The sequence below is a fragment of the Stella humosa genome (genome assembly GCF_006738645.1).
GTDB classification, from domain to species: Bacteria; Pseudomonadota; Alphaproteobacteria; order ATCC43930; family Allostellaceae; genus Allostella; species Allostella humosa.
In genome coordinates this window covers 5,242,931-5,259,468 of the sequence record NZ_AP019700.1, presented here as the reverse complement: position 1 = coordinate 5,259,468, position 16,538 = coordinate 5,242,931, and the positions used below count along the sequence as shown (strand labels likewise).

The following is a 16,538-nucleotide window of genomic DNA, read 5'->3' as shown; positions in this document are numbered from 1 at the left end:
CGAGGGGGCTCCGGCGCTAGCGCCTGCGCTCGGGCTCGTCGGCCAGGGCGGCGATCGTGCGGGCGAGGATGCGGATCTCGGCGCGGACTTCCTGGGCGGCCGCCGCACTGGCCTGCTCGGTGGTGTCGATCAGGCGGGCCATCTGGCGCTCGATGGCGCGGAGCTGGTGCTGGGCCTCCTCGTCCATGCCGCCCTTGCCGGTGGCCTGGGTCAACCGTTCCAGCAGCGGCTCCAGCGAAACCTGGCTCTCGGCCAGGCGCAGCATCAGCGACTGCTCGGCGCGCATCTGGTCGGTCAGCGTGCCCAGCCGCTCGGTCAGCGCGGTCAGGTTGGCGTTGGCCTGGATCCGGCTGTCCTCGCCGCGGATCATGATCCGCTGGAGGTTCTCCATGTTGTCGGCGGTCTGTTCCAGCAGCGCCTGGATGTAAGCCGGCACGGACTGGTCGCCGTCGCTCACCGGCGTGCCGCCCGACAGCCGGGTCAGGCTCGCCAGCCAGTCCTCGATCTCGTTGTAGAAACGGTTCTGCGCCTGCCCCGCCTGGAGGTCGAGGAAGCCCAGCACCAGCGACCCGCCCAGCCCGAACAGCGACGAGCTGAAGGCCGTGCCCATGCCGGCCAACGGCGTTTCCAGCCCGCGCTGGAGGTTGTTCAGCGCCTGGCCCATGTCGACGCCGGTGACCGACAGGTTGGAGACGACGCGGCTGACGGCGGCCACCGTCTCCAGCAGGCCCCAGAAGGTGCCGAGCAGGCCGAGGAAGACCAGCAGCCCGATCAGGTAGCGCGAGATGTCGCGGGTTTCGTCGAGGCGGGAGCTGAGCCCGTCCAGCAGCGAGCGCTGGGCCGGCGCCGACAGGCTGGGCCGGCCCCGCCGTTCCTGCAGGATGGCCGCCACCGGCCCCAGCAGGCGCGGCGGCCGCATGACCGAGAGGCCGGGCTCGCTGCGCCGCAGCGTGTCGGCCCAGGCGGCCTCCGGCTCGAGCTGAAGCACCTGGCGGACGATGTAGACGATGCCGAACAGGATGATCCCGACGATCATGCCGTTCAGGGCCGGCTTGGCCAGGAAGGCCTTTTCCAGGCCGGGATAGAGCAGCGCCAGTGCCCCGACCACGAGGATCAGGAAGACCACCATCCGGAAGAGGAACCGGCGCGGATTGGTCACCGGCGGGGCCTGCTGCGGTCGGGCAGGTCGAGGGGCAGGGCCATTGGCATCAGCGCCCGACCACGACGAGGTCGACCCGGTCGGCCGGCCCGTCATCCTGTGTCTTGCCGATCGCGCGGACGTCCAGGCGGGTGCTGCGCACGCCCTTGTCGATCAGGTAGGCGCGGACGGCCAGCGCGCGCGACAGGGACAGCCGGCGCGCCTGGCTCGACTGGTCGCCGGTCTCGCTGGCATAGGCGTTGAGTTGCAGGCGCAGCGCCTCGTCGCCGGCCAGGCGGCGGGCCATCTGGTCGAGTTCGCCGCGGGCGGCGTTCGGCAGTTCGCTGCCGCCGGCCGGGAAGGCGACCCGCACCTCGCCACGGCGCTGGGCCACGGGCGGCGGGGCCAGGGCGGCCGTCTGCGGCGGCGTGACGGCGGGGGTGCCACCACCGGCGGCGGCGGGGCCACCCGGGCCGGGGCGGCTGCCTGCGGTGCTGGAAGGGGCGGGGGTGCCGGCGTGGCGGCCGGCGGTGTCGGAGCAGGCGGTGTTGGAGCAGGCGAGGGCGGTGCCGCTGCGATCCGGGGCGCCGGGGTCGAAGGGGCCGCGGGCGGCGGTGCTACGGCCGGCGGCGGCGGTGCGACGACCGCGCGGACCGGCGGCGGGGCTGTCGGGGCGGGTGCCGCGACGGGTGGGGGCGGTGCTGGCGGGGCCGGTGCGGGTGCAGCCACCGGCGACGGCGCGGCGGCGGGGCGGGCGGCCGGCGGTGCGACCTCGCCCGGCGGCTTCAGGGTCAGGGCCGGGGCATTGCCGCGGCCGCGGCCGGCGGTGAAGCCAAGCTGATCCAGCGCACTCAGATCGACATGGACATCGCCCGCCGCGCGCGCGGGCGTGGCTGAGGTTCCGGCCAGGAAGAGCAGGCCGGTGCAGGCGGCGGTGACCATGCGGCTCGATCGGTGATGCGTCATCCGGGGCAACCTCTCTTGCTTCCGCGCCGGCACGTCGAACGTGCAGGAAATGTACCGCAAGGCCGGCCGCGGCCACAACCGCGGGCGGCCCTCCGGTACCCGCGGCCGGTCAGGCGGCGGCGTCGACCGTCCGCGGAACCGAGCGGATCAGCTCCGCCAGCGGTTGGTGCAGGCGGTCGTTCGCAGCCAGGATATCGCCGCTCGGCAGCACGTTGGGATCGCCGCCGGGGGTGGTGACGTAGCCGCCGGCCTCGCGGACCAGCAGGATGCCGGCCGCGATGTCCCACGGCTTCAGGTCGAATTCCCAGAAGGCCTCGTAGCGTCCGGCCGCGACGTAGGCGAGGTCGAGGGCGGCCGCTCCCATGCGGCGCACGCCGCTGACCATCGGCGTGATCCGCGCCAGCGTGCCCAGATAGTGGCCGTGGCCCTCTTCGCCCTTGAAGGGGATGCCCGTCCCGATCAGCGCGTCCTCGAGCTTGGCCCGCGACGACACGCGCAGGCGCCGGTCATTGAGGTGCGCGCCCTGGCCGCGCTCGGCCCAATAGGTCTCGTCGGTGAGCGGCTGGTGGACGACGCCGGCCACGATCTCGCCGTCGACTTCGAGCGCGATCGAGATGGCGAAATGCGGCACGCCGTGCAGGAAGTTGGTCGTCCCGTCCAGCGGATCGACGATCCAGCGGTGGCGACCGTCGCCCTCGGCGGTGGCGCCCGACCCTTCTTCCATCAGGAAGCCGTAGCCCGGCCGTGCCTTGGACAGCTCGCGGAAGATAGTCTTCTCGGCGCGCAGGTCGGCGGCGCTGACGAAGTCCGCCGGGCCCTTGCGGGATACCTGGAGCTGCTCGACCTCGCCGAAATCGCGGACCAGTTCCCTGGCCGCCTTGCGGGCGGTGAGCGTCATCACGTTGATGACGGGGGAGGGGCGGGCCATCGTGCGGTCAGTCCTTGGCCCGCTCGACGTAAGTGCCTTCGGTCGTGTCGACGACGATGCGGGTGCCGGCCTCGATGAAGGGCGGGACCAGGATCTTGCGGCCGTTCTCCAGCATCGCCGGCTTGTAGGACGACGACGCGGTCTGACCCTTCACCACCGGGTCGGCCTCGGTCAGCAGCATCGTCACCGTCGACGGCAGGGTGACGGCCATCGCCTCGCCCTCGTGCGTCTGGATGGTGACGGTCATGCCATCGCGCAGGAAGTCCGCCGGGTCGCCGACCTTGGCGCGGTCGACGACGATCTGCTCGTAGGATTCCTGGTCCATGAAGGTCAGCGTGTCGCCCTCGGCGAAAAGGAACTGGTATTCCTTCTCGTCCATGCGGATGCGCTCGACCGTCTCCTGGGTGCGGAAGCGTTCGTTGGTCTTGTTGCCGGTGCGGATGTCCCGCATCTCCACCTGCGCGAAGGCGCCGCCCTTGCCGGGCTGGATCAGTTCGCGCTTGAGGACGACCCACAGACGGTTCTGGTGGTCGAGGATATTGCCGGGCTTGATTTCGATTGCCGTGATTTTCATGGGTTTCCGTTCGCCGCCATAGGGCGTCAAGGGCGGTGCGAAAGCGCCGCGGAAGCTAACAGCTAGGTCTGCCGGCGGCAAGGTTGGCCGGCTCGCCCGATCGCCGGCCGGCTACCCGGCCAGCGCGGCCGCGATCGCGCGGTTGTAGGCGGCGACCCCGCCGCCCGGGCCGTCGGGGTGGTCCCAGACGCCGGTGACGACGCAGATGAAATCCGCGCCGGCCTGGACGATCGGGCCGAGATTGTCGGGCTTGATGCCGCCGATCGCTACGCAGGGCACGGTCGTCACCTGGCTCCAGGCCTCGATCAGCTCGGTGGTGGCCCAGAAGCGCGGCGGCTTGGTCTCGGTATGGAAGAAGGCGCCGAAGGCGACATAGTCGGCCCCGGCGTCGGCGGCCTCCATGGCGAGGTGGCGGCTGTCGTGGCAGGTGACGCCGACGATGGCGTCCGGCCCCAGCAGCCGTCGCGCCTCGGCATAGGGCGTGTCCTGCTGGCCGACATGGGCGCCGTCGCAGCCGAACTCGGCCGCCAGGTCGGGGCGGTCGTTCACCAGGAACGGCACGTCATGGGCGTGCGCGATCGGCATCAGCCGTTCGATCGCACGCCGGAACGCATCGTCGTCGACATCCTTCAGCCGCAGTTGCAGGCAGGCGACGTCGCCGCCGTCCAGCGCTGCCTGGAGCCGGTCGGCGAATGCCACCGGCTCCAGCACCGCGGGCGTGATCAGATAGAGGCGGCAGCGCTCGTCGCCGGTCATCGTCGGTTTCCTCACGCTGCCGTCCTTGGGGTTGGTCACGCCTTGCCCTGATAGATCTTGACGATCTGGTCGAGCATGGCGAGCGCCTCGGCCCGCGGGCGCTGGAAGGTGTTGCGGCCGATGATCGAGCCGTTGCCGCCGCCGTCGCGGATGGCACGGACCTCGTTGTAGAGCCCGTCCAGGTCCTTGGCCTCGCCGCCCGAGAAGACGACGATGCGCTTGCCGGCGAAGCAGGACTGCACGACATGGGCGAAGCGGGCGGCCGCCGTCGACACGTCGATCTTCTTGGCCTCGTAGACCTTCTTGGCCGCTTCCAGCTCCAGGTGGGCCGTGGGCGGCTTCACCTTGATGATGTGGGCACCGAGGAGTGCCGCCATGTGGGCGGCATAGGCGCAGATGTCGATGCCGGTCTCGCCCGCCTTGGTCAGGTCGCCGCCGCGCGGATAGGACCACACGACCACCGCCAGGCCGCTGGCCTTGGCTTCCTCGGTCAGCAGGCTCAGTTCCTCGAACATGCCGAAGGCATTGTCCGAGCCGGGATAGATCGTGAAGCCGATGGCCGAGCAGCCGAGCCGGAGCGCGTCCTTCACCGAGCCGGTGACGGCCTGGGTGGGGCCGTGCTTGTCGCGGGCCAGGCTGTTGGCACTGTTGACCTTGAGGATGGTCGGGATGGAGCCGGCGAAGGTGTCGGCACCGGCCTCGATCATGCCGAGCGGGGCGGCATAGGCCGACAGGCCGGCGTCGATGGCCAGCTGGAAATGGTAATGCGGGTCGTAGGCCTCGGGGTTCGGCGCGAAGCTGCGCGCGGGGCCATGCTCGAAGCCCTGGTCGACCGGCAGGATGACGAGCTTGCCGGTGCCGCCCAGCCGCCCTTGCATCAGGATGCGGGCGAGGTTGGCCTTGGTGCCCGGATTGTCGCTTTCGTACCCGTCGAGGATGCGCTTGACCTTCTGGGTCACCTTCATCGGTATTCTCCTTCCCTTCGGCGGCCGATCGTCGATCGGCCGGAGTGATTAGGCGAGCAAGCCTGTTTATGCAATGGCGCCGGGTGGGGCGCCCGGCCGGCGTGATGTCGCAAGCCAGTGGCGGCAGGCGGCGGGCGCGTCCGTCTCCCGGTGGAGGACCAGGGCATCCGGCCGTTCCGCAACGACGGCGCGGCCACCGGCCGCGGCGATCGCCTGCAATTTCCCCCGCACCGCCGCGCCGCCCTTGTAGATGACGAGCCCGATGCCGACGCGGAGCGCCAGCAGCGCGTCCCCCTCGGCATCCTCGCAGTCGATCATGCCGGCGGTGTCCGGGTGGATCTGCCGGCCGGCATCGACGATGGCCGCGAACATGGCCGGCCCCAGCGATGCCGCCCCGCCGCGCGGGCTGACGAGCAGCAGCGGGCGGCCGAGGGCGGCCGCCGCCGTGGCGGCGATCCGCGCCTCGTGGGCCGATCGCACTTCCACGGCAGCGTCCACCCGTTCAGGTCAGCCGAGCTTCGCCATCGCGGCGGCCGTGTCCAGCATGCGGTTCGAGAAGCCCCACTCGTTATCGTACCAGGACAGCACCCGGCACAGACGCTTGTCGATGACGGCGGTCTGGCCGGCGTCGAAGGTGGAGCTGGCCGGGTTGTGGTTGAAGTCGATCGAGACCAGCGGCGCGGTGTTGATGTCGAGGATGCCCTTGAAGCGGGCGCTGGCGGCGGCCTCGGCCATCAGCTTGTTGATCTCCTCGACCGACGTGTCGCGCGCGGCGTTGAACGTCAGGTCGACCATCGAAACGTTCGGCGTCGGCACGCGGATGGCGGTGCCGTCCAGCTTGCCCTTCAGCTCGGGCAGGACGAGGCCGACCGCGCGGGCGGCGCCCGTGGAGGTCGGGATCATCGACAGGGCTGCCGCACGCGCGCGATGCAGGTCCTTGTGCATGGTGTCGGCGACGGGCTGGTCGCCGGTATAGGCGTGCACCGTCGTCATGTAGCCATTCACGATGCCGACCGAGTTGTGCAGCACATAGGCCAGCGGCGCCAGGCAGTTGGTCGTGCAGGACGCGTTCGAGACGACCGTGTGGCCGGCCTCGAGCTTGTCATGGTTGACGCCGTAGACGACGGTCAGGTCGACGCCATCGGCCGGGGCGGAAACGAGCACGCGCCTGGCACCCGCCTCGATGTGCTTGGCCGCGGCCTCCCGCTTGGTGAAGATGCCCGTGCATTCCAGCGCGATGTCGACGCCCAGCTCCTTCCACGGCAGCTTGGCGGGGTCGCGCTCGGCCGTCACCTTGATCGGGCCGTGGCCGACGTCCATCGTGCCCTCGCCGGTCTTCACCTCCTTGGGGAAGCGGCCATGGACGCTGTCGTAGCGCAGCAGGTGCGCGTTCGTCTCGACCGGACCCAGGTCGTTGATGCCGACGACCTGCAGGTCGGTGCGGCCGCTCTCGGCCAGGGCGCGGAAGACGAGGCGGCCGATGCGGCCGAAGCCGTTGATGGCAAGGCGGGTGGCCATGATGGGGACGATCCTCCAGGCTCTCGGGTGGGGGGAATGGCTAGATCGGCTAGGTGGTGGCGGCGGGCGCCGTACTCAATGAAGCGGGGGAGCGGGGAATGCTCCGGATCGACCAGCAAACGGCCCGGTTGGGCCGGACATTCCCCGAATCCCGAAAAAGCTCAGACCAGGCCCTTGGCGGCGGCGGCCACCGCCTCGGCGGTGATGCCGAAATGGCGATAGAGCTCGCCCGCAGGGGCCGAGGCGCCGAAGCCGGGCATGCCGACGAAGACGCCGTTGTCGCCCATCCAGCGGTCCCAGCCGAGGCGCACGGCAGCCTCGACGGCGACGCGCGGCGCGCTGCCCAGCACGGCTGCGCGATAGGCCGCGTCCTGCTCGGCGAACAGCTCCCAGCTCGGCATGGAAACGACGGCGGCCGCGATTCCCTCCTTGGCCAGCAGGGCGCGGGCTTCCATGGCGAGCCCGACCTCCGACCCGGTGGCGAGCAGCGTCACGGCGCGCGCGCCCTCGGCCTCGGCCTCGGCCAGGACATAGGCGCCGCGGGCGCTGCGGTTCTCGGTCGCATCGGTACGCAGGGTCGGCACGCCCTGCCGGGTCAGCGCGATGACCGACGGGTTGGCCTTGGCGGCCAGTGCCAGTTCCCAGCACTCGGCCGTCTCGACCGCGTCGGCCGGCCGGAAGACCCGCAGGTTGGGAATGCAGCGAAGCGCGGCCAGATGCTCGACCGGCTGGTGCGTCGGGCCGTCTTCGCCAAGCCCGATCGAATCATGGGTCATGACATAGACGACGCGGATGCCCATCAGCGCCGACAGGCGGATGGCGGGCCGCGCATAGTCCGTGAAGACCAGGAAGGTGCCGCCATAGGGCACGACCCCACCATGCAGCGCCAGGCCGTTCATGGCGGCCGCCATGCCGAACTCCCGCACGCCGTAATGCAGGTAGGTGCCGCCGTACTTCCCGGCCTCCAGCACCGCCTGGCCCTTGGCCTTGGTGTTGTTGGACGGCGTCAGGTCGGCCGATCCGCCCACGAGCTCGGGCATCACCTTGGCCACCACGTCGAGCGTGCTGCCCGATGCCTGGCGGGTGGCGACCTTGGGCGGCGTGGCGATCAGGCCCGCCTTGTACTCGGCCATGGCTGCCGACAGGCCGGCCGGCAGTTCGCCCGCCATGCGCCGGTCGAACTCCGCGCGTGCGGCTGCCGCGGCATGGCGCTGGCGCCAGGCGTCGGCCTTCTTCGCGGCCGTCCGCCCCGCGTTCCGCCACAGCGACAGCACGGAGTCGGGCACGACGAAGGCCGGGGAATCCCAGCCCAGCTTCTCGCGCGCGCCGGCGATCTCGGCCGCGCCCAGCGGGCTGCCATGGGCGCCCGACGTGCCGGCCTTGGTCGGCGCGCCATAGGCGATCTGCGTGCGGCAGGCGATCAACGACGGCGTGTCGGTCGCCTGGGCGGCCGCGATGGCGGCGGCCACCGCCTCCGGGTCGTGGCCGTCGACCGCCTGCACATCCCAGCCGCTGGCGCGGAAGCGCGCCTGCTGGTCGTCGGACACGGACAGCGCCGTGGCGCCGTCGATCGAGATGTTGTTGTCGTCGAACAGCACGATCAGGCGGCCCAGCTTCAGGTGCCCGGCCAGCGAGATCGCCTCGTGGCTGATGCCCTCCATCAGGCAGCCGTCGCCGGCGATGACATAGGTGCGGTGGTCGACCAGCGCGTCGCCGAACGCGGCGTTCAGGTGGCGCTCGGCGATCGCCATGCCGACCGCCGTCGCCAGCCCCTGGCCGAGCGGGCCGGTCGTCGTCTCGATGCCGGCGGCGTGGCCGTACTCCGGATGGCCGGCGGTGCGGCTGCCGAGCTGGCGAAAGCGCCGCAGCTCGTCCATCGTCATGTCGGCATAGCCGGTGAGATGTAGGAGCGAATAGAGCAGCATCGAACCGTGGCCGGCCGACAGCACGAAGCGGTCGCGGTCGGGCCAGGCCGGGTCGGCCGGGTCATAGGCAAGGAACCGGGTGAACAGCACGGCGGCCACGTCGGCCATGCCCATCGGCATGCCGGGATGACCCGACTTCGCCGCCTCGACGGCATCCATCGAAAGGGCGCGGACGGCGTTCGCCATGGCGCGGAGGTCGGTTGCGGTCGGTGCGTTGGACATCGGATTTCCGGGGGAAAAGGGCCCGCAACTTGCCGCCGGAGCCCCCCCTCGTCAACCGCGGTGGCGAATTTGCCCCGGCCCGGCCCCCGCGGCGCATTCCGGGCACCTTCCCGGGTACCTTCATTGACGCGCTGCCGAGCCGGTCGTTACAACTGTATCCATGGCCGCACCGACGATCCCGATTCCGCCCTCGACCATGCAACGTGCCCGCGACCGCCTGGAGCGGGCGCTCGACCGGCTGGAAGCCGCGGCGGCCCGCGTGCCGGTGCTGACGGCCGAGCGCAAGGCCCTGGCCGAGGAGCGCGACCGGCTGGCGCGCGCGCTGGCGCAGATGGAGGCCGAGAAGGCCGCCCTGCGCCAGGCGACGGATGCCGCCGCCCACCGCCTCGACAGCGTCATCGTGCGCACCCGCGGCGCGCTCGACCGGACGCACTGAGCGCCATGCCGTCCGTCTCGCTGACGATCAACGGGCGCACCTACAGTGTCGCCTGCGGTGCGGGCGAGGAAGAGCGCCTGCGCCGGCTCGCCGGCTATATCGACCAGAAGGCGACGCAGATTTCGGGCGACCTCGGCCAGATCGGCGAGGCCCGCGTGATCCTGATGGCCGGCCTGCTGATCGCCGACGAACTGGCGTCGGCCTTCGAGGAGATCGCGCGCCTGAAACGGGCCGCCGAGGGGCAGAGCGGGGCGGCCGACACGCTGGGCCGCGAGCTCGATCTTGTCGCCCAACGCGTAGAGACCATTGCCGCGAGGCTCGAGCAGGCTTAGCTATAGCGGTGGACGGAGCTGCCTGGTGCGTCAGGACGCTGTCACCCCGGGGCCTTTCATAACCTCTAGGGAGCTGTCCCTGTCGCGACCGTGGTCGCGATACATGGCGCCCACCTGCGTTCGCAGGCCACGGAGGGTTTAGCAATGCCTACGGCCGAGGCGGCCCCGTCCACCTTATCTTCGGCCATCTCACCTTCGGCTGACCGCGATACCGACCTGGAGCACGAGAAGGCGACCTTCCGCGTCGCCGCCACCCTGCGCCGGTCCGACGCCGCACGCCATGCCGGCCCCGATGCAGGCGATCGGCTGGCCGATCGCTTCCTCGCCGCCATCCCCGCCGTGACGCCTGAAACCGTGGTATCCGGCTATTTCCCGATCGGCGAGGAAATGGATCCGCGGCCGCTGATGGCGCGCCTGGCGGCGGCCGGTTGCACGCTCTGCCTGCCGGTCACGCCGCGTCGCGGGCTGCCGCTCACCTTCCGGCAATGGCGGCCGGGCGATCCCCTGCGGGCGCGCCCCTTCGGCCTCTCCGAGCCGCTGCCAGAGGCGCCTGCGGCCGAGCCAGATCTCTTGCTGGTGCCGCTCCTGGCCTTTGACGCCGCCGGGCGGCGCATGGGCTATGGCGGCGGCTTCTACGACCGGACCCTGGCCGGGTTGCGCGCGCGCCGCACCGTCCGCGCGATCGGGGTCGCCTTCGACGGCCAGTTCTGCGACCGGGTCCCGGCCGGCCCGCACGACGCCCGGCTGGACGCCATCGTCACCGAGGCCGCGTTCTATCCGGCCGCTGCCGCGGGGGATTAAGCCGGCGATGCGGATGCTGTTCTGCGGCGACGTGGTCGGCCGTTCCGGCCGCGAGGCGGTGACCAGCCGCCTGCCGGCCCTGCGCCGGCGCCACGGGATCGACTTCGTGGTGGTGAATGGCGAGAACGCCGCCGCCGGCTTCGGCATCACCGAGGCGATCTGCCGCGAGTTCTTCGCGGCCGGCGTCGATGTCGTCACGACCGGCAACCATCTGTTCGACAAGCGCGAGATCGTGTCGACGCTCGCTGCCGAGCCGCGCCTGCTGCGCCCGGCCAACTACCCGCCCGGCACGCCGGGGCAGGGGGCGACCGCCTTCACCCTGGCCGACGGGCGCCGCGTGGTCGTGGCCAACCTGATGACCCGCCTCTTCATGGACCCGCTCGATTGCCCCTTCGCGGCGATCGACGCCCTGCTGCCGGCCCATCCGATGGGTGCGGGCGCGGCCGCCGCCATTCTGGTCGACGTGCATGGCGAGGCGACCAGCGAGAAGATGGCCATGGGCCATCATCTGGACGGGCGGGTCTCGGCCGTTTTCGGCAGCCATTCCCATGTGCCGACCGCCGATGCGCAGATCCTGTCCCGCGGCACCGCCTACCAGACCGATGCCGGCATGTGCGGCGACTATGATTCCGTGATCGGCATGCGCAAGGAGGGCGCTGTCGCCCGCTTCGTGAAGAAGGTGCCGGGCGAGCGCCTGTCGCCGGCGGATGGCGAGGGAACGATGTGCGGCGTCTTCGTCGCCACCGACGACGCCACCGGCCTGGCGCTGTCGGTGGCGCCGGTTCGGCTGGGCGGGCGGCTCATGCAAAGCCACCCGCCCGACTGATCCCTTCTAGGCGTGGATCGGCGGGCGCCGCCCGGCCCAGGGCCGCGCCGCTTCGATCTGCGCCGCCAGCCGGAACAGCGTCGCCTCGTCGCCGAAGCGCCCGACGAAATGGTCCGATAGCGGCAGCCCGGCTTCGTTCCAGCCGGCCGGCACCGACATCGCCGGCTGGCCGCTGGCGTTCGACATCCAGGTGAAGGGCGCGAACACGTTCATCTGCCGGCGCATCGCCATGGCGTCGCCGCCCTGCTGCAGCGAGAAGGTGCCGAGCGGGACCGCGGGCGATCCCAGCGTCGGCGTCAGCCAGACGTCATGCTCGACGAAGAATCCCGCCATCTCGCGGGCATGGCGCTGCATGTCCTGCAGCGCCAGCAGGAACTGCGGCGCCGTCTGCTCGCGGGCGCGCCGGGTGAAGCCCCAGACGAACGGTTCCAGGTCGTCCGGCGTCGCCTCGCGGCCGACGCGCCGCTCCAGCCCGGCCAGCGCCCAGCCGACACCGGCGGCGATGACCGCGGTGAAGGCGCGCCAGAACGCCTCGCCGTCGACGGCGGGGTCGGCCTCCTCGACCGTGTGGCCCAGCGATTCGAGCAGGCGGGCGGTCTCCTCGGTCGCGCGCACGCAGTCGGGGTCGATCGGCGTGCCGATCGGCGAGCGGGTGGAGAAGGCGATGCGCAGCCGGCGGGGGTCGGCGCCGACCTCCTCGGCGAAGGCGCGGGCAAGCGGCGGGGCCCAGTAGGGGTCGCCCAGCGTCGGCCCGGCGGTGACGTCGAGCAGGGCCGCACTGTCGCGCACGCTGCGCGACAGCACATGGTCGGCGGCGATGCCGACGATGATGTCGCCGAAATGCGGCGCCACGGGGTTGCGCGCCCGTGTCGGCTTCATGCCGAACAGGCCGCAGCAGGCGGCCGGGATGCGGATCGAGCCGCCGGCATCGTTGCCGTGGGCCGCCGCCACCATGCCGGTCGCCACGGCCGCCGCCGCCCCGCCGCTGGAGCCTCCGGTCGACCGCTCGCGGTCCCACGGGTTGCGGGCCGGGCCGTAGAGGCGGGGCTCCGTCGTCGGGCCGATGCCCAGCTCGGGCGCGTTGGTATGACCCAGGAACAGCAGGCCGGCGGCACGGTAGCGTCGGACCAGCTCGTTGTCGGCTGTCGGAACATAGTCGCCGCCGAAGGTGCTGGCGCCGCGCAGCGGCACCCCTTCCTCCTCGCAGGCGATGTCCTTCAGCAGGAACGGCACGCCCGCGAACGGGCCGTCGAGCGGGCCGGCGGCCGCCGCCCGCGCCCGCTCGTAGGTCTTGATGACGACCGCATTCACCTGCGGGTTGACGCGCTCGATGCGGGCGATCGCGGCCTCCACCAACTCGGCCGGGGATACCTCCTTGCGCCGCACCAGGTCGGCCTGGCCGATGGCATCCAGATCGAGGGCGTCGTCGGCGTGTGGCATTGCTGTTCCTTGGTTCCGGGGCCGGGCGCGATCGCGCCTTGGGGATGGCCCGGATGCTACCCGCGTCACGGCGTCGCGCAACCCCTGATGGCGTGCGCCCACGCCTCAATTCAGCCATAAACCCTACGTAGAAACCCGCGGAATCTGGGCGTTTGTCTACCATATATGGTATAGACCCGGACGCTGTTTCCTGGACTTAGAAGAGCGTCATGGCGGGCCATTCCCAATTCAAGAACATCATGCACCGCAAGGGTGCGCAGGATAAGAAGCGCGGCAAGGTCTTCACCAAGATCATCCGCGAGTTGACCGTTGCCGCGCGCACCGGCCTGCCCGACCCGGCGTCCAATCCGCGCCTGCGGGCAGCGATGATCGCGGCGCGCGACGCCAACATGCCCAAGGACACGATCGAGCGCGCGGTCAAGCGCGGCGCCGGCGGCGAGGACGGGACCAACTACGAGGAAGTCCGCTACGAGGGCTATGGCCCGGGCGGCGTCGCGGTCATCGTCGAGGCCCTGACCGACAACCGCAACCGCACCGCAGCCGAGGTCCGGTCGGCCTTTTCCAAGCATGGCGGCGCGCTGGGCGAGACCAACAGCGTCGGCTTCCTCTTCGACCGTATGGGCCTGGTACGCTATCCCGCCAAGGCCGGCGACGCCGACACGCTGTTCGAGCAGGCGGTCGAGGCCGGCGCCGACGATGTCGAGTCGGATGAAGGTGGCTACGACATCCTGTGCGCGACCGACGCCCTCAACGCCGTGCGCGAGGCGCTGGAGGCCAAGCTGGGGCCGGCCGAGAGTGCCGCCTTCGCCTGGCGGCCGCGTACCGTGACGCCGGTCGACGACGAGACCGCGGTGACGCTGTTCAAGCTGCTCGAGACGCTGGACGACAACGACGACGTGCAGAACGTCCATGCGAACTTCGAGGCGAGCGAGACGGCGATGGCCCGGACGGGCGACTGACTTGTCCCCGGGGCGCCCTCCCGCCGCCAGCGCCACGATGGCGCGCTCGGTCGACAGCGACCGGGTGCGGCTGATCGGCCTCGACCCGGGCTTGCGGCACACCGGCTGGGGCGTGGTCGACGTGGCCGGCAGCCGCCTCAGCCATGTCGCCGACGGCACCATCTCGTCCAACGAGCGGCTGTCCCTGGCCGAGCGGCTGGTGGAGCTCTATCGCGGCTTGGGTGCGGTGATCGACGAATTCGGGCCGGGCGAGGCGGCGGTGGAAGAGACCTTCGTCAACAAGAACCCGGCCTCGACCCTGAAGCTGGGCCATGCCCGCGGCATCGCCCTGCTGGCCCCGGCCGAGCGCGGCGTCGCGGTCCACGAATATTCGGCCAACCTGATCAAGAAGTCTGTGGTCGGCGCCGGCCATGCCGACAAGAACCAGGTGGAACTGATGGTCCGCCGGCTGCTGCCCGGCTGCCTGGTGGCGCGCTCGGACGCGGCCGATGCCCTGGCCGTTGCCATCTGCCACGCCCATCACCGGGCGACGCAGCGGGCCTGGTTGAAGCCGGCCACCGGCATCGGCCAGCGCGTGCCGATGCCCCGCGCCGCGACCTGACCGCTCTTTCGCGATGATCGCCAAGCTGTCCGGCATCCTCGATTCGGTCGAGACCGATGCCTGCGTCGTCGACGTGGGCGGCGTCGGCTATCTCGCCTACTGCTCGGGTCGGACGCTGGGACGGTTGCCGCCCCTGGGGCAGCCGGTGAGCCTGGCCGTCATCACCCATGTCCGCGAGGACCATATCCATCTCTACGGTTTCCTGGATGCCGCCGAGCGGGAGTGGTTTCGCCTGCTGACGACGGTGCAGGGCGTCGGCAGCCGGGTGGCGCTGGCGATCCAGACCGTGCTGGGGCCGAGCGAACTGGCGGCCGCGATCGCGTTGCAGGACAAGGCGGCGCTGGCGCGCGCCGACGGCGTCGGGCCGAAGCTGGCGGCCCGCATCGCCAACGAACTGCGCGACAAGACGACCGGCCTGGCGGCGATCGTGCCGCTGGATGGCGACCGCGGCACCGCCCCGGCCGTGCCGCGCGTCGCCGGTGCGGCGGAAGATGCCGTCTCGGCCCTGGTCAATCTCGGCTACCGCCGGATCGAGGCCTTCGCCGCCGTCGCCGGCGTCCAGCGCCGGCTGGGTGTCGACGCGCCGATCGAAGCACTGATCCGCGGCGGTCTGGCGGAGCTGGCACAGTGAGTGGCATCGCCCGGCCCGTGGCCCCCGAGCGGCAGGGGGAGGACGCGCCCGAGGCGTCGTTCCGCCCGCTCAGCCTGGAGGAGTTCGTCGGCCAGCGCGGGGTGCGCGACAACCTGCGCGTCTTCATCGATGCCGCGCGCGGCCGCGGCGAGTCGCTCGACCATGTGCTGTTCTTCGGGCCGCCCGGGCTGGGCAAGACGACCCTGGCCCAGATCGTTGCCCGCGAACTGGGCGTCGGCTTCCGCGCCACGTCCGGCCCGGTCATCCTGCGCGCCGGCGACCTGGCGGCGCTGCTGACCAACCTGCAGCCGCGCGACGTCCTCTTCATCGACGAGATCCATCGCCTCTCGCCCGCGGTCGAGGAGGTGCTCTACCCGGCGATGGAGGATTTCCAGCTCGACCTGATCATCGGCGAGGGGCCGGCGGCGCGCTCGGTCAAGATCGACCTGCCGCCCTTCACCCTGGTCGGTGCCACGACCCGGTCGGGGCTGATCACGACGCCGCTGCGCGATCGCTTCGGCATCCCGCTGCGCCTGGACTTCTACCAGCCGGACGAGTTGCAGGGCATCGTCGAGCGCGGCGCCCGGATCCTGGGCTTCGACCTGGCGCCGGAAGGGGCCGAGGAGATCGCGCGGCGCTCGCGGGGCACGCCGCGCATCGCCGGCCGGCTGCTGCGCCGGGTGCGCGACTTCGCCGAGATCGCCGGCACCGGCCGCGTCGGCGCGGCCGAGGCGGATGCCGCCCTGGGCCGGCTCGATGTCGATGCGCGCGGGCTGGATGCGATGGACCGGCGCTACCTGCGCTGCATCGCCGACAACTATGCCGGCGGACCGGTCGGGGTGGAGACGCTGGCGGCGGCATTGTCCGAGCAGCGCGACGTGATCGAGGAAGTGATCGAGCCCTACCTGATCCAGCAGGGGTTCCTCCAGCGCACCTCGCGCGGGCGCATGGTCACCAACCAGACCTACGGCTATCTCGGCCTGCCGCCGCGCGCGGTGCCGCCGACCCAGTTCGACCTGCTGGCCAGCGACGAGGTTGGCAGTGGCTGAGCAACCCACCTCGGGCCGGCTCGACGCCGGCCGGCATGCCTTCCCGCTCCGCGTCTATTACGAGGACACGGATGCGGCCGGCATCGTCTACTACGCCAACTATCTGCGGTTCGCCGAGCGGGCCCGCACCGAGATGATGCGGGCGGCCGGCACCGAGCATGGCCGCCTGATGGGCGAGGCGGGCGTGCTGTGGGCGGTGCGCCGCTGCACCGCCGACTACCTCTCGCCCGCGCGACTCGACGACCGGCTGGAGGTCGTCTCGACCGTGGTCGACGTCGGCGCGGCGCGTCTCGACCTCATGCAGGCGGTCTGGCGCCGGGCCGACGGGACCCCGCCCGAGGAACTGGCCCGCCTGTCCGTAAGGCTTGCCTGCATCGACCGTGTCCACGGCCGCGCGACGCGGCTTCCGCCCGTGCTGCGCACGGCGCTGGAGGCCTTGGTGACGCCACAATCAACCCTGTAAATGCGAGC

At 71.4% G+C, this 16,538-nt stretch carries 19 protein-coding genes and 1 other RNA gene; 10 read left to right on the top strand and 10 right to left on the bottom strand.

Going from position 1 to position 16,538, the window contains the following annotated elements:
* Positions 1 to 16: 16 nt before the first annotated feature.
* From STVA_RS24720 to tkt, 9 genes are all read right to left on the bottom strand, one after another.
* Positions 17 to 1,159, bottom strand: coding sequence for a flagellar motor protein MotA (locus tag STVA_RS24720; RefSeq protein ID WP_123691033.1), 1,143 nt, complete (start codon positions 1,157 to 1,159; stop codon positions 17 to 19).
* Between the two features lie 49 nt (positions 1,160 to 1,208).
* Positions 1,209 to 1,532, bottom strand: coding sequence for an OmpA family protein (locus STVA_RS27815; protein WP_170221612.1), 324 nt, complete (start codon positions 1,530 to 1,532; stop codon positions 1,209 to 1,211).
* Between the two features lie 681 nt (positions 1,533 to 2,213).
* The gene (locus tag STVA_RS24710; RefSeq protein WP_123691037.1) at positions 2,214 to 3,032 is read right to left on the bottom strand and encodes an inositol monophosphatase family protein; all 819 of its coding nucleotides are present in this window, start codon (positions 3,030 to 3,032) and stop codon (positions 2,214 to 2,216) included.
* A 7-nt stretch (positions 3,033 to 3,039) separates the two neighbouring features.
* Positions 3,040 to 3,606: an elongation factor P gene (gene efp, locus STVA_RS24705; RefSeq protein WP_123691039.1), complete on the bottom strand. Its 567-nt coding sequence runs from the start codon at positions 3,604 to 3,606 to the stop codon at positions 3,040 to 3,042.
* A gap of 111 nt (positions 3,607 to 3,717) precedes the next feature.
* Complete coding sequence (gene thiE, locus STVA_RS24700; protein WP_123691396.1) at positions 3,718 to 4,362, bottom strand: thiamine phosphate synthase; 645 nt, start codon at positions 4,360 to 4,362, stop codon at positions 3,718 to 3,720.
* A 35-nt stretch (positions 4,363 to 4,397) separates the two neighbouring features.
* Positions 4,398 to 5,327, bottom strand: coding sequence for a class I fructose-bisphosphate aldolase (locus STVA_RS24695; protein ID WP_123691041.1), 930 nt, complete (start codon positions 5,325 to 5,327; stop codon positions 4,398 to 4,400).
* 66 nt (positions 5,328 to 5,393) lie between these two features.
* Positions 5,394 to 5,813, bottom strand: a complete 420-nt coding sequence (locus tag STVA_RS24690; protein WP_142235881.1) for a hypothetical protein — start codon at positions 5,811 to 5,813, stop codon at positions 5,394 to 5,396.
* Between the two features lie 21 nt (positions 5,814 to 5,834).
* Complete coding sequence (gene gap / locus STVA_RS24685) at positions 5,835 to 6,845, bottom strand: type I glyceraldehyde-3-phosphate dehydrogenase (protein WP_123691045.1); 1,011 nt, start codon at positions 6,843 to 6,845, stop codon at positions 5,835 to 5,837.
* 161 nt (positions 6,846 to 7,006) lie between these two features.
* On the bottom strand, positions 7,007 to 8,992 hold the full coding sequence (tkt, locus tag STVA_RS24680; RefSeq protein ID WP_123691047.1) for a transketolase: 1,986 nt from the start codon (positions 8,990 to 8,992) through the stop codon (positions 7,007 to 7,009).
* A gap of 196 nt (positions 8,993 to 9,188) precedes the next feature.
* Here tkt and STVA_RS24675 point away from each other — a divergent pair, with 196 nt between their 5' ends.
* From STVA_RS24675 to STVA_RS24655, 5 genes are all read left to right on the top strand, one after another.
* Positions 9,189 to 9,428, top strand: coding sequence for a DUF4164 family protein (locus STVA_RS24675; RefSeq protein ID WP_170216529.1), 240 nt, complete (start codon positions 9,189 to 9,191; stop codon positions 9,426 to 9,428).
* A gap of 5 nt (positions 9,429 to 9,433) precedes the next feature.
* Positions 9,434 to 9,760: a cell division protein ZapA gene (locus STVA_RS24670; protein ID WP_123691051.1), complete on the top strand. Its 327-nt coding sequence runs from the start codon at positions 9,434 to 9,436 to the stop codon at positions 9,758 to 9,760.
* A 12-nt stretch (positions 9,761 to 9,772) separates the two neighbouring features.
* Positions 9,773 to 9,930: non-coding RNA, 6S RNA (ssrS, locus tag STVA_RS24665), on the top strand.
* A gap of 16 nt (positions 9,931 to 9,946) precedes the next feature.
* Positions 9,947 to 10,561: a 5-formyltetrahydrofolate cyclo-ligase gene (locus STVA_RS24660; protein ID WP_338092745.1), complete on the top strand. Its 615-nt coding sequence runs from the start codon at positions 9,947 to 9,949 to the stop codon at positions 10,559 to 10,561.
* A 7-nt stretch (positions 10,562 to 10,568) separates the two neighbouring features.
* Positions 10,569 to 11,387, top strand: a complete 819-nt coding sequence (locus STVA_RS24655; RefSeq protein WP_123691053.1) for a TIGR00282 family metallophosphoesterase — start codon at positions 10,569 to 10,571, stop codon at positions 11,385 to 11,387.
* Positions 11,388 to 11,393: 6 nt separating this feature from the next.
* Here STVA_RS24655 and STVA_RS24650 read toward each other — a convergent pair whose 3' ends face one another.
* Positions 11,394 to 12,827 carry an amidase gene (locus STVA_RS24650; protein ID WP_123691055.1) on the bottom strand — a complete coding sequence of 478 codons (1,434 nt, stop codon included), beginning with the start codon at positions 12,825 to 12,827 and terminating at the stop codon, positions 11,394 to 11,396.
* Between the two features lie 209 nt (positions 12,828 to 13,036).
* On the opposite strand from STVA_RS24650, the gene STVA_RS24645 reads away from it, so the two are divergent.
* The 5 genes from STVA_RS24645 to STVA_RS24625 are packed head-to-tail and all read left to right on the top strand — an operon-like array spanning position 13,037 to position 16,530.
* Positions 13,037 to 13,786 carry a YebC/PmpR family DNA-binding transcriptional regulator gene (locus STVA_RS24645; RefSeq protein ID WP_123691057.1) on the top strand — a complete coding sequence of 250 codons (750 nt, stop codon included), beginning with the start codon at positions 13,037 to 13,039 and terminating at the stop codon, positions 13,784 to 13,786.
* A 37-nt stretch (positions 13,787 to 13,823) separates the two neighbouring features.
* Complete coding sequence (gene ruvC, locus STVA_RS24640) at positions 13,824 to 14,387, top strand: crossover junction endodeoxyribonuclease RuvC (RefSeq protein ID WP_197735734.1); 564 nt, start codon at positions 13,824 to 13,826, stop codon at positions 14,385 to 14,387.
* Between the two features lie 13 nt (positions 14,388 to 14,400).
* The gene (gene ruvA, locus STVA_RS24635; protein WP_123691059.1) at positions 14,401 to 15,018 is read left to right on the top strand and encodes a Holliday junction branch migration protein RuvA; all 618 of its coding nucleotides are present in this window, start codon (positions 14,401 to 14,403) and stop codon (positions 15,016 to 15,018) included.
* On the top strand, positions 15,015 to 16,067 hold the full coding sequence (gene ruvB, locus STVA_RS24630; protein WP_420822807.1) for a Holliday junction branch migration DNA helicase RuvB: 1,053 nt from the start codon (positions 15,015 to 15,017) through the stop codon (positions 16,065 to 16,067). Before ruvA ends, ruvB begins: the two co-directional genes overlap by 4 nt.
* Positions 16,060 to 16,530: a YbgC/FadM family acyl-CoA thioesterase gene (locus STVA_RS24625; RefSeq protein ID WP_197735733.1), complete on the top strand. Its 471-nt coding sequence runs from the start codon at positions 16,060 to 16,062 to the stop codon at positions 16,528 to 16,530. The genes ruvB and STVA_RS24625 overlap by 8 nt, the downstream gene beginning before the upstream one ends.
* The last annotated feature ends 8 nt before the right edge of the window (positions 16,531 to 16,538 follow it).

What these genes read in the sequence shown, in the direction of transcription:
- STVA_RS24650 (WP_123691055.1), bottom strand. Translation starts at nt 12,827, where the DNA reads ATGCCACACGCCGACGACGCCCTCGATCTGGATGCCATCGGCCAGGCC.
- ruvA (WP_123691059.1), top strand. Translation starts at nt 14,401, where the DNA reads ATGATCGCCAAGCTGTCCGGCATCCTCGATTCGGTCGAGACCGATGCC.
- STVA_RS24675 (WP_170216529.1), top strand. Translation starts at nt 9,189, where the DNA reads ATGCAACGTGCCCGCGACCGCCTGGAGCGGGCGCTCGACCGGCTGGAA.
- thiE (WP_123691396.1), bottom strand. Translation starts at nt 4,362, where the DNA reads ATGACCGGCGACGAGCGCTGCCGCCTCTATCTGATCACGCCCGCGGTG.
- efp (WP_123691039.1), bottom strand. Translation starts at nt 3,606, where the DNA reads ATGAAAATCACGGCAATCGAAATCAAGCCCGGCAATATCCTCGACCAC.
- STVA_RS24655 (WP_123691053.1), top strand. Translation starts at nt 10,569, where the DNA reads ATGCGGATGCTGTTCTGCGGCGACGTGGTCGGCCGTTCCGGCCGCGAG.
- STVA_RS24670 (WP_123691051.1), top strand. Translation starts at nt 9,434, where the DNA reads ATGCCGTCCGTCTCGCTGACGATCAACGGGCGCACCTACAGTGTCGCC.
- STVA_RS24695 (WP_123691041.1), bottom strand. Translation starts at nt 5,327, where the DNA reads ATGAAGGTGACCCAGAAGGTCAAGCGCATCCTCGACGGGTACGAAAGC.
- tkt (WP_123691047.1), bottom strand. Translation starts at nt 8,992, where the DNA reads ATGTCCAACGCACCGACCGCAACCGACCTCCGCGCCATGGCGAACGCC.
- STVA_RS24710 (WP_123691037.1), bottom strand. Translation starts at nt 3,032, where the DNA reads ATGGCCCGCCCCTCCCCCGTCATCAACGTGATGACGCTCACCGCCCGC.
- ruvC (WP_197735734.1), top strand. Translation starts at nt 13,824, where the DNA reads ATGGCGCGCTCGGTCGACAGCGACCGGGTGCGGCTGATCGGCCTCGAC.
- STVA_RS24645 (WP_123691057.1), top strand. Translation starts at nt 13,037, where the DNA reads ATGGCGGGCCATTCCCAATTCAAGAACATCATGCACCGCAAGGGTGCG.
- gap (WP_123691045.1), bottom strand. Translation starts at nt 6,845, where the DNA reads ATGGCCACCCGCCTTGCCATCAACGGCTTCGGCCGCATCGGCCGCCTC.